This window comes from Rathayibacter sp. AY1A3 (assembly GCF_002930975.1).
Taxonomy (GTDB): domain Bacteria; phylum Actinomycetota; class Actinomycetes; order Actinomycetales; family Microbacteriaceae; genus Rathayibacter.
On record NZ_PSTO01000007.1, the window covers coordinates 116,381 to 125,864 of the forward strand.

The following is a 9,484-nucleotide window of genomic DNA, read 5'->3' on the forward strand; positions in this document are numbered from 1 at the left end:
CGTGAGCACCACCGGAACGACCGAGACGCAGACCGAGCCGATGCTGTTCGATGACGCCGAGCAGGAGCTCGTCCCCTCCGAAGGGGCGCGGTGGTTCGATCTGCTGGCCGTGTTCGACCTCGAGACCACCGGCATCGACGTCCGCACGAGCCGCATCGTCACCGCGCACGTCGGCGTGATCGACGCGGCGGGCGAGCCGATCGAGGGCACGACCTGGCTCGCCGATCCCGGGGTCGAGATCCCGGCCGGCGCCTCCGCCGTCCACGGGATCAGCACCGAGCACGCCCGCGCGCACGGCCGCCCCGCCGGCGAGGTCGTGGCCGAGATCTCCGAGGCGCTGCGCTCGCTCCTCGCCCGCGGCATCCCGGTCGTCGTCTACAACGCCCCCTACGACCTCTCGCTCCTCGCCCACGAGGCGCGCCGCTGGGGCGTGCCCGTGCTGCTCGACCCGAGCCCCGTCGTCGATCCGCTCGTGATCGACAAGGCGGTGGACCGCTACCGCAAGGGCAAGCGCACCCTGACCCTCGCCGCCGAGCACTACGGCGTCGCCCTCACCGAGGCGCACGACGCGGGCGCGGACGCGATCGCGGCGGGTCGGGTCGCCCAGGCGCTGGGCCGCGCCTTCGCCGACGAGCTCGGAGTCGGCGCGGAGGCCCTGCACGCGCTCCAGGTCGACTGGTGCCGCACCCAGGCCGAGTCCTTCCAGGAGTACATGCGCCGCGTCCGCGACGAGTCCTTCGTCGCCGACGGGGGCTGGCCGGTCCGCCACTGACCCCTCAGGTCAGCGTGCGCCCCTCGCGCAGGAGCGCCACGTACTCCGCGATCCGCCGCTCCCGCGTCGCCGCCCGCTTCAGCTGCGAGAGGCGGAAGAGGAACGCGAAGCGCTTCTGCCCGCCGACGGTCGCGAAGAAGGCCAGGGCCTGCGGATCCGCGTCGAGCGCCCGCTGGAAGTCGTCCGGCACCTCCGCATCGCGCTGCCGGTAGGCCGCGTCCCAGCGCCCGTCGGCGCGTGCCCGCTCGACCTCGGCCAGCCCGCCCGGCAGCATCCGGCCCTCCGCCAGCAGCCGTGCGACATGATCGCGGTTGACCTTGGACCACGGGCTAGCGCGACGCCGCGGGGTGAAGGCCTGGAGCTTGAACTGCTCGTCGAAGGCTCCCGCCTGACCGTCGATCCAGCCGTGGCAGAGCGCGATGTCGAGCGCCTCGGCGTAGGTGATCCCCGGATCGACGGCGGCCTTCTTCCGCAGCTTCAGCCGGACTCCGTCCGGGTCGGGCTCGCCGCGGAGGTAGGCGTCCCACTCTTCAGGAGTCGTGAACGGCAGGATCGGCTTGTCGGCGAAGGACACCATGCCGGGACGCTACCGCGCCGGCTCCCCGACGGCCACGGCCCGCCCGTCGGCGCAAGCCCTCGCTCCGCGGACCGCGGCGCTGTGGGATCGGGTGAGCACGTGTTCCCCTCCCCCCCTCTCGCAAGGAGAAGTCATGCCCACGATCCGCACGGTCACCGTCCTCGGCAGCGGAGTGCTCGGCTCCCAGATCGCCTTCCAGTCGGCCTTCCACGGCTTCGACGTCACCGTCTACGACCTCTCCGACGACGTCCTCGAGTCGGCGCGCGAGCGGCTCCGCGGTCTCGCGGGCGTCTACGAGTCGGTGCCCGGCGGCGTCGCCGGCGGACCGCAGGAGGCGCTCGACTCCCTCCGCCTCACCTCCGACCTCGCGGAGGCTGTCGCCGACGCCGACCTCGTGATCGAGGCCGTCCCCGAGGACCTGGGCCTGAAGCAGGAGCTGTACGGCCGCCTGGGTGCGCTCGCTCCCGAGCGCACGGTCTTCGCGACCAACTCGTCCACGCTGCTTCCCAGCGACCTGAAGGCCTCGACGGGCCGACCCGACCGGTTCCTCGCGCTGCACTACGCCAACCACGTCTGGGCGCAGAACACGGCCGAGATCATGGGAACGGCGGACACGGACCCCGCCGTGGTCGACGCCGTCGTGGAGTTCGCCGTCTCCAGCCGCCTCGAGCCCATCAGGCTGCAGAAGGAGAAGGCCGGCTACGTCCTGAACTCGCTGCTGGTGCCGCTCCTCAACGCCGCGTCAGGGCTGCTCATGGGCGGCTACGCCGACCACGAGACCATCGACAAGACCTGGAGGATCGGCACCGGCGCCCCGCTCGGACCCTTCCAGATCTTCGACGTCGTCGGTCTGCGGACCGCCTACAACATCGCCGCCGCGGCCCCGGACGAGGCCTCCCAGGCCTTCGCCGCCCACCTGAAGACGGAGTACCTCGATCGCGGCCGCCTCGGAACGGCCACCGGAGAGGGCTTCTACCGCTACTGAGGACCGCCCCGCGGGAACGACGAAGGGCCCCCGACCGTGAGGTCGAGGGCCCTTCGAGGAGTGCTACTTGCCGAAGTTCTTGTAGCGGCTGTTGAACTTCTCCACGCGGCCGGCCGAGTCCATGATGCGCTGCTTGCCCGTGTAGAACGGGTGCGAGGCGGAGGAGATCTCGACGTCGATGACGGGGTAGGTCACGCCGTCGAGCTCGATCGTCTTGCTGCTCTTCGCGGTCGAGCGGGTGAGGAAGGTCTCACCGGACGCGAGGTCGCGGAAGACGATCGCGGAGTACTCGGGGTGGATGTCGGTCTTCATGGTCGTGTCCTGTCGTCGATGGTCCTGAACCGCACCTGTCGTCGACGGGAACGGGTGGATGAGGGCGGGCGCACCGCGAACGGGCCCGAACCAGCTACCGAGAATACCAGACCGGCAGCGCGCGCAGAAGTCGCGCCGCGCCCGGATCCCGGAGCGGGGTCAGCCGCGGGCGCGGGCCGAGAAGCGCCCGTTCTCGCGGGTGAGAGCGATGTCGAGCCCGAAGGTCTCGGCGAGCGTCGCCTCGGTCAGGGACTCGGCCAGCGGGCCCGCCGCCACCACCGCTCCGTCGCGGAGGAGCAGGGCGTGGGTGAAGCCGTCGGGGATCTCCTCGACGTGGTGGGTCACCATCACGATCGCGGGCGACGCCGGGTCCTTCGCGAAGCCGCCCAGCAGCTGGACGAGCTCCTCGCGGGCGCCGAGGTCGAGGCTCGCGGCCGGCTCGTCCAGCAGGAGCAGCTCGGGGTCGGTCATGATCGCACGGGCGATCTGGACGCGCTTCTGCTCGCCGTCCGAGAGCGTCCCGAAGGTGCGCTCGGCGAGGTGCTCGAGCTTCCACTCGGACAGCACGCGGCGGGCGCGGCGCTCGTCGATCGCGTCGTAGCCCTCGTTCCAGCGGCCGGTGACGGCGTAGGCAGCGGTCATCACGACGTCGAGCACGCTCTCGCCCGCCGGGAGGCGGCGGGCCATCGCGGTCGAGGCGTAGCCGATGCGCGGGCGCAGCTCGAACACGTCGACCCGGCCGAGGGTCTCCTCGAGCAGGTGCGCGGCACCGGTCGAGGGGTAGTTCTGCGCGGCCGCGATCTGCAGGATCGAGGTCTTGCCCGCCCCGTTGGGGCCGAGGATCACCCAGCGCTCGTCCTCGGCCACGTCCCACGACACGTGGTCGAGGATCCGCTTGCCGTTCCGGACGAAGGACACATCGACGAACGAGACAACGCTGGGCATGGGAGCCATTCTAAAGGAGGCGGCCGGGAGGCTCAGACGAGCGAGTCGTAGATCGCCCGGGTGTCCCGCGCGATCTGCGTCCAGCTGAAGTGGCTCTGCGCGCGCTCGCGGCCCGCGGCGCCCATCCGCTTCGCCGTCTCCGGGTCGGCGACGACCTCGGCGAGGGCGGCGGCCAGGTCGGCGACGTAGCGCTCCGGGTCCACGGGGGTGCCGGTGCCGTCGGTGACCTGCTCGATCGGGACCAGACGGCCGGTCACGCCGTCGTCGACGACCTCCGGGATGCCGCCGGTCGCCGTCCCGACGACCGCCGCACCGCAGGCCATCGCCTCGAGGTTGACGATGCCGAGGGGCTCGTAGATCGAGGGGCAGACGAACGTGGTCGCGTTCGTCAGGACCGCGGAGAGCTGGTGGCGCGGCAGGTGCCGGTCGATCCAGACGACGCCGGTGCGCTCCTCCTGGAGGCTGCGGACGAGGGAGGTGACCTCGGCCATGATCTCCGGGGTGTCGGGGGCGCCCGCGCAGAGCACGAGCTGCACCTCGGGAGGCAGGGTCGCCGCGGCGCGGAGCAGGTAGGGCAGGCCCTTCTGCCGGGTGATGCGGCCGACGAAGACCACGGAGGGGCGCGAGGGGTCGATGCCCAGCTCGGCGAGGACGGCCTCGTCCTCGACCGGGTGCCAGGCGTCGAGGTCGATGCCGTTGTAGACCACGTGGACCTTCGCCGGGTCCAGGGCCGGGTAGGAGCGGAGGATGTCCTCGCGCATGCCGCCCGACACCGCGATCACGGCGTCGGCGTTCTCGTACGCCTCCCGCTCGATCCAGCTCGAGACGCGGTAGCCGCCGCCGAGCTGCTCGGCCTTCCACGGACGCAGCGGCTCGAGGCTGTGCGCCGAGACCACGTGCGGGATGCCGTGCAGGAGCTGGGCGAGACGCCCCGCGGCGTTGGCGTACCAGGTGTGGGAGTGGACCAGGTCGGCCCCCGCCGCGTCCTGCGCGATCTGCAGGTCGACCCCGAGGGTCTGCAGCGCGCCGTTCGCCTCGGCGAGCTCCGCGGGGACGGAGTACGCGAACGTGCCCTCCTCCTCGCGCGGCGCGCCGAAGCAGCGCACCACGACCTCCAGGTCGCTGCGCAGCGCCTTGGTGAGCTCGGCCACGTGGACACCGGCTCCCCCGTACACCTCGGGCGGGTATTCCTTGGTCAGCAGATCGACTCGCACCCCCGAACCGTAGTACAGGGCGCTTCCCCGGCGACAGCCGGGGTCCACGGGGAAGCCCGAGCCCCTACTGTGGTGCCATGCAGTCAAAGAAGATCTTCGGCATCGTCCTCGCCGGCGGCGAGGGAAAGCGCCTCATGCCCCTCACGGCGGACCGGGCCAAGCCCGCGGTGCCGTTCGGCGGGCAGTACCGGCTGATCGACTTCGCGCTGTCCAACCTGATCAACTCCGGTCTCACCCAGATCGTCGTGCTGACGCAGTACAAGTCGCACTCGCTCGACCGCCACGTCTCGCAGACCTGGCGCCTCTCCGGGCTCCTGAACTCCTACGTCGCCTCGGTCCCCGCGCAGCAGCGCCTGGGCAAGCGCTGGTTCAGCGGCTCGGCCGACGCGATCCTGCAGAGCCTCAACCTGATCCGCGACGAGAAGCCCGACATCGTCGTCGTGGTCGGCGCCGACCACGTCTACCGCATGGACTTCTCGCAGATGATCGACGCGCACATCACGTCCGGTGCGAAGGCGACCGTCGCGGCCATCCGCCAGCCGATCGAGCTCGCGGACCAGTTCGGCGTCATCCAGCTCGCCGGTGACGAGGCGGGCGACGGCATCGTCCCGACGATGATCTCCGAGTTCCTCGAGAAGCCCAAGGACGCCGTCGGCCTGGCCGACTCCCCGCACGAGGTCCTCGCCTCCATGGGCAACTACGTCTTCGACGCGGACGCCCTGATCGACGCGGTCATCCGCGACGGCGAGTCCTCCACGTCGGACCACGACATGGGCGGCGACATCATCCCCGACTTCGTCGCGCGCGGCGAGGCCGGCGTCTACGACCTCAAGCTCAACGACGTCCCCGGCTCGACCGACCGCGACCGCTACTACTGGCGGGACGTCGGCACCATCGACTCCTTCTTCGAGGCCCACCAGGACCTCATCTCGGCGCTGCCGGTCTTCAACCTCTACAACCAGCAGTGGCCGATCTTCTCGTCGCAGCTGAACTCCCCTCCGGCCAAGATCGTCCGCGACGGCAAGGGCAACATGGGATCGACGGTCGACTCGGTCGTCTCGCTCGGCACCGTGATCTCGGGCGCGCACATCGAGCGCAGCGTCGTCGGGCCGTGGACGGTCATCGAGTCGAACGCGACGGTCACCGACTCGGTGGTCTTCGACAAGGTCCGCATCGGCCCGGACGCGCTGGTCGTCCGCGCTATCCTCGACAAGGACGTCGTCGTCGAGCCCGGTGCTCGAGTCGGCGTGGACCACGACCGCGATCGCGAGCGCGGGTTCACCGTCACCGAGTCGGGCATCACCGTCGTCGGCAAGGGCGTCGTCGTCCACCCGTAGCACCCCCGCGGGTCGAGCTCTGCGCCCCGGCGCGCCCACCCGACCGATCGGACCGGCCCATGAGTGAGCGTCCTGCGACGCCTGCCCGCTTCCTCGTCGTCCTCGACGCGGACTCCACCCTCCTCCAGGACGAGGTGATCGAGCTCCTCGCGGTGCACGCCGGCTCCGAGGAGCGCGTCGCCGCCGTCACGGAGCGGGCGATGCGCGGCGAGCTCGACTTCGGCGAGAGCCTCCGCGAGCGGGTCGCCACTCTCGCCGGGGTCCCGGAGTCGGTGCTCCCCGGTGTGAGCTCGGGCGTCCGCGTCACGCCCGGCGCCGCCGAGCTCGTGGCCGGCGTCCACGCCGCCGGCGGCCGCGTCGGTGTGGTGTCCGGAGGGTTCCACGAGGTCCTCGACCCGGTCGCCGGTGCGCTCGGCCTCGACTTCGTCCGGGCCAACCGCCTCTGCTGCGGGGACGGCCTGCTGACCGGAGCGGTCGACGGGGCGGTCATCGACGCCGCGGCCAAGGCGGAGGCGCTCCGCGAGTGGGCGGCGGTCTCGGGCGTCCCGCCGCAGCGCACGATCGCCGTCGGCGACGGTGCGAACGACCTGGAGATGATGGCGGTCGCCTCCCTCGCGGTCGCCTTCAACGCCAAGCCCCTGGTGCGCGAGCGCGCCGACCTCGTCGTCGGCGGCCTCGACCTGTCGCAGCTGCTGCCCGTCCTCGGCCTCCGCGGCTGAGGCCCGCCTCCCCCGGCCTCGGGAAGGTCAGCGGCCCGCGATCGCGACGAGTCCGGCGCAGCCGAGCGCCAGCGCCCAGCTGACGAGCGAGCCCACCAGGAAGTACTCCGCCTTCTCGCCACTGCCGCCGTCGCGGGAGATCTCGGGGAAGCGCACGATCCCCTTGGCCGCGAGCACGGCACCGGCGAGGCCGATCGCTCCGGCGAGCGTGAGACCGGCGATCAGCAGCCGCTCCAGCGGTCCGATCGTGCGCCCGCCCTGGAGGTCCGGCAGGCGGGCGTCGGCCGGCTCCCGACGCGCGAACCGCTCGCTCCAGCGCGGACGCGGCGCGGGCTCGGCCTTCGGGAGCTCGCGGAACAGCGCCGCCCGCACGATCACGTTGCCGCTCTCCAGCAGGAAGAGCCCGGCTCCGACCGCCAGAGCGAGCTGCTCGATCGGAGGGAGCGTGCTCGCGACGGTGGTCGGCGCGAGCGGCCCCGTCGGGACGCCGGCGGCGCGGTCGACAGCGGTCAGCACCAGGACCGCCGCGACGAGGGCGACGGCCGGACGCAGACCCCCGGGCGGCCGCGCGTTCTCGACGGTCGTGGTCGTCAGCAGCCAGGCTCCGGCCAGGACGACGACTATCGCCGCACCGAGCGGCGGGGCTCCGACGAGGAGCGCTGCGGTCACGGCTGCGGCGGCGAGCACGGGGATCGCGAGGAGGGCCGCACGGCGGCGGAGGTGCGTGCGAGCGAGGTCGCCTAGGCCGATCACGGCGAGCAGCAGCGCCGTCAGCACGTCTCCTCCAGCAGGCGCGCGCCGGCGAGGAGGGCGCCCGCTCCCGCGCGCCGGAGCGCCTGCGAGACGGCGGGCTGCGAGATCGACTCCTGCTCGCCCAGCTCCTTCTGCGACGCTCCGCGCAGGCTCCCCAGCACGAGTCGGCGATCGCGCGCGCTGAGCGCTCCGACCAGCGCGTCGCGGGAGAGGAGGTAGGCGTTGACCACCGCCTCGCCGGAGTCCCCGTCGGCGTCCCCGGCGACGAACCATCCGCGGGCCGTGGGCACGGCACCGTCCTCGAGCGCGTGGGCGCGATCGATGGCCTCGCGCGCGCGCCACCAGCCGGACCCGTCCTCGAGGTCCCCGGCGATCCCCGACCCGACCACCCGCACCTCGCCCAGGCCGATGCCCGCGCGGCAGTCGACGCCGGCCGGGAGCGAGAGGCGCGCCTGCAGCGTCGCCCGGAGCGCGGCGTGGACGGAGGGGTAGATCGCCTGGAACTCGTCGCCGACCGTCGGGTGCAGGGGCTGGATCGCCGGGACCGCGGCCTCCACCTCGGCGAAGCCCCGCTCGATCTCGCGCTGAGCACCCGCGCGGTCGACGAGGGAGCGGGAGGTCACCAGGTCCAGGAGCACGGCGACGACATCGGAGGAGGTCATCGCATAAGCCTAGAGCTTATATCCGCCCGATATAAGCCCAGGGCTTATCGGTCAGTGGCCCATACCGAGGCCGCCGTCGACCGGGATCACGGCACCAGAGATGTACGCCGCCTCGTCACCGGCCAGCCAGCGCGTGACCTTCGCGACCTCGGCAGCGGTGCCGTAGCGGGCGAGCGGGATGCTCTTCCGGTACTCCGCCTGCTGCTCCGGCGAGAGCTCGGCGGTCATGTCGGTCTCGATGAAGCCGGGAGCGACGACGTTGGCGGTGATGTTGCGGGCGCCGAGCTCGCGGGTCAGCGAGCGGGCGAAGCCCACGAGGGCGGCCTTCGACGAGGAGTAGTTGATCTGGCCCGGCGACCCGTAGAGGCCGACCACGCTGGAGATGAGGACGACGCGGCCGAAGCGCTGCTTGAGCATCCCCTTCGATGCGCGCTTGACGACGCGGAACGCCCCGGTGAGGTTCGTGTCGACGACGGACGTGAAGTCCTCCTCCGTCATGCGCAGCAGCAGGGTGTCGCGGGTGATGCCCGCGTTCGCCACCAGGATCTCGACCGGGCCCAGCTCGGCCTCGACCTGCGTGAACGCGGCGTCGATGGAGGCGGCGTCGGTCACGTCCGCGACGACGGTGAGAGAGCCCTCCGGACCGGATCCCGAGCGCGCGGTCACGGCGACCCGGTGACCGGCGGCCACGAACTCCTGGGCGATGGCGAAGCCGATCCCCCGGTTGCCCCCGGTGACGAGGACGGTGCGCGGCGTGGTCATGGTGTCCCTCCTGCCGGCGCTCGTGCGGCGCCGGGCGACCCGTACATCCTAGAGGCGCGTCGCGCAACAGATTCCGGGATGAGGCCCTCCCGGCCTGCACCCGCCCGCCGCGACGTAGGCTTGCAGGGCTGTGAAACCACGCGAGACACTCACCTCCCTACCGCCGTCGCCGAGCGCCGAGCGGCGCTCCCGCGCGATCAAGTACTCGATCGCCATGGGCATCAGAATGCTCTGCGTCATCTGCCTGCTCTTCGCCCACGGCTGGTGGCTGCTGTTCTTCGCCATCGGCGCCGTGGTCCTGCCCTACTTCGCCGTCGTGCTGGCCAACGTCGGCAGTGCGGGCGAGCGCGGCAACGTCGAGCGGCCGGTTGCGGACGAGGGTCTGCCCCTGCGTCTCGTAGACGCCGGTGATCTCGACCGGGCGGTACTCGAGCGCGTCGTCCCAC

General features: G+C 72.0%; 12 protein-coding genes. 5 read left to right on the forward strand and 7 right to left on the reverse strand.

All coding sequences use genetic code 11. The features are described 5' to 3' along the window. Positions 1 to 40 precede the first annotated feature (40 nt). Complete coding sequence (locus C5C10_RS05295) at positions 41 to 772, forward strand: 3'-5' exonuclease (RefSeq protein ID WP_104222136.1); 732 nt, start codon at positions 41 to 43, stop codon at positions 770 to 772. 4 nt (positions 773 to 776) lie between these two features. On the opposite strand, the gene C5C10_RS05300 is transcribed toward C5C10_RS05295, so the two are convergent. Continuing rightward, a complete protein-coding gene (locus C5C10_RS05300; RefSeq protein WP_104232624.1) occupies positions 777 to 1,349 on the reverse strand; it encodes a YdeI family protein in 573 nt (190 codons plus the stop codon). Positions 1,350 to 1,482: 133 nt separating this feature from the next. Here C5C10_RS05300 and C5C10_RS05305 point away from each other — a divergent pair, with 133 nt between their 5' ends. Beyond that, positions 1,483 to 2,334 (forward strand): 3-hydroxyacyl-CoA dehydrogenase, encoded by an 852-nt coding sequence (locus tag C5C10_RS05305; protein WP_104328733.1) that lies wholly within the window; start codon positions 1,483 to 1,485, stop codon positions 2,332 to 2,334. A gap of 63 nt (positions 2,335 to 2,397) precedes the next feature. Here the strand turns inward: C5C10_RS05305 and C5C10_RS05310 are convergent, their stop codons facing one another. The 3 genes from C5C10_RS05310 to glgA form a co-directional block, all read right to left on the reverse strand. Beyond that, complete coding sequence (locus tag C5C10_RS05310; RefSeq protein WP_068253003.1) at positions 2,398 to 2,646, reverse strand: type B 50S ribosomal protein L31; 249 nt, start codon at positions 2,644 to 2,646, stop codon at positions 2,398 to 2,400. Positions 2,647 to 2,805: 159 nt separating this feature from the next. Next, positions 2,806 to 3,591 carry an ABC transporter ATP-binding protein gene (locus C5C10_RS05315; protein WP_104221964.1) on the reverse strand — a complete coding sequence of 262 codons (786 nt, stop codon included), beginning with the start codon at positions 3,589 to 3,591 and terminating at the stop codon, positions 2,806 to 2,808. Between the two features lie 32 nt (positions 3,592 to 3,623). Further along, positions 3,624 to 4,805, reverse strand: coding sequence for a glycogen synthase (gene glgA / locus C5C10_RS05320; RefSeq protein WP_104225282.1), 1,182 nt, complete (start codon positions 4,803 to 4,805; stop codon positions 3,624 to 3,626). Between the two features lie 77 nt (positions 4,806 to 4,882). On the opposite strand from glgA, the gene C5C10_RS05325 reads away from it, so the two are divergent. Together C5C10_RS05325 and serB are read left to right on the forward strand one after the other, a co-directional pair. Beyond that, positions 4,883 to 6,142 carry a glucose-1-phosphate adenylyltransferase gene (locus C5C10_RS05325; protein WP_104221960.1) on the forward strand — a complete coding sequence of 420 codons (1,260 nt, stop codon included), beginning with the start codon at positions 4,883 to 4,885 and terminating at the stop codon, positions 6,140 to 6,142. A 59-nt stretch (positions 6,143 to 6,201) separates the two neighbouring features. Further along, positions 6,202 to 6,861, forward strand: a complete 660-nt coding sequence (gene serB / locus C5C10_RS05330) for a phosphoserine phosphatase SerB (protein ID WP_104262940.1) — start codon at positions 6,202 to 6,204, stop codon at positions 6,859 to 6,861. A 27-nt stretch (positions 6,862 to 6,888) separates the two neighbouring features. Here the strand turns inward: serB and C5C10_RS05335 are convergent, their stop codons facing one another. Genes C5C10_RS05335 through C5C10_RS05345 form a run of 3 tightly spaced genes read right to left on the reverse strand, consistent with a single transcriptional unit; the run spans position 6,889 to position 9,038 of the window. Beyond that, complete coding sequence (locus C5C10_RS05335; protein ID WP_104328734.1) at positions 6,889 to 7,638, reverse strand: hypothetical protein; 750 nt, start codon at positions 7,636 to 7,638, stop codon at positions 6,889 to 6,891. Next, positions 7,632 to 8,276, reverse strand: a complete 645-nt coding sequence (locus C5C10_RS05340; protein ID WP_104328735.1) for a SatD family protein — start codon at positions 8,274 to 8,276, stop codon at positions 7,632 to 7,634. The genes C5C10_RS05335 and C5C10_RS05340 overlap by 7 nt, the downstream gene beginning before the upstream one ends. 51 nt (positions 8,277 to 8,327) lie before the next feature. After that, positions 8,328 to 9,038: a beta-ketoacyl-ACP reductase gene (locus C5C10_RS05345; protein WP_104225284.1), complete on the reverse strand. Its 711-nt coding sequence runs from the start codon at positions 9,036 to 9,038 to the stop codon at positions 8,328 to 8,330. 130 nt (positions 9,039 to 9,168) lie between these two features. On the opposite strand from C5C10_RS05345, the gene C5C10_RS05350 reads away from it, so the two are divergent. Next, positions 9,169 to 9,484, forward strand: a 316-nt coding sequence (locus C5C10_RS05350) for a DUF3099 domain-containing protein (RefSeq protein WP_146082108.1), incomplete at its 3' end; no start/stop codon positions are given.

Excerpts from the sequence above, each read along its gene's own strand:
- C5C10_RS05300 (WP_104232624.1), bottom strand. The coding sequence starts at position 1,349 with ATGGTGTCCTTCGCCGACAAGCCGATCCTGCCGTTCACGACTCCTGAA.
- C5C10_RS05325 (WP_104221960.1), top strand. The coding sequence starts at position 4,883 with ATGCAGTCAAAGAAGATCTTCGGCATCGTCCTCGCCGGCGGCGAGGGA.
- C5C10_RS05310 (WP_068253003.1), bottom strand. The coding sequence starts at position 2,646 with ATGAAGACCGACATCCACCCCGAGTACTCCGCGATCGTCTTCCGCGAC.
- serB (WP_104262940.1), top strand. The coding sequence starts at position 6,202 with ATGAGTGAGCGTCCTGCGACGCCTGCCCGCTTCCTCGTCGTCCTCGAC.
- C5C10_RS05305 (WP_104328733.1), top strand. The coding sequence starts at position 1,483 with ATGCCCACGATCCGCACGGTCACCGTCCTCGGCAGCGGAGTGCTCGGC.
- C5C10_RS05295 (WP_104222136.1), top strand. The coding sequence starts at position 41 with ATGCTGTTCGATGACGCCGAGCAGGAGCTCGTCCCCTCCGAAGGGGCG.
- C5C10_RS05345 (WP_104225284.1), bottom strand. The coding sequence starts at position 9,038 with ATGACCACGCCGCGCACCGTCCTCGTCACCGGGGGCAACCGGGGGATC.
- C5C10_RS05340 (WP_104328735.1), bottom strand. The coding sequence starts at position 8,276 with ATGACCTCCTCCGATGTCGTCGCCGTGCTCCTGGACCTGGTGACCTCC.
- C5C10_RS05315 (WP_104221964.1), bottom strand. The coding sequence starts at position 3,591 with ATGCCCAGCGTTGTCTCGTTCGTCGATGTGTCCTTCGTCCGGAACGGC.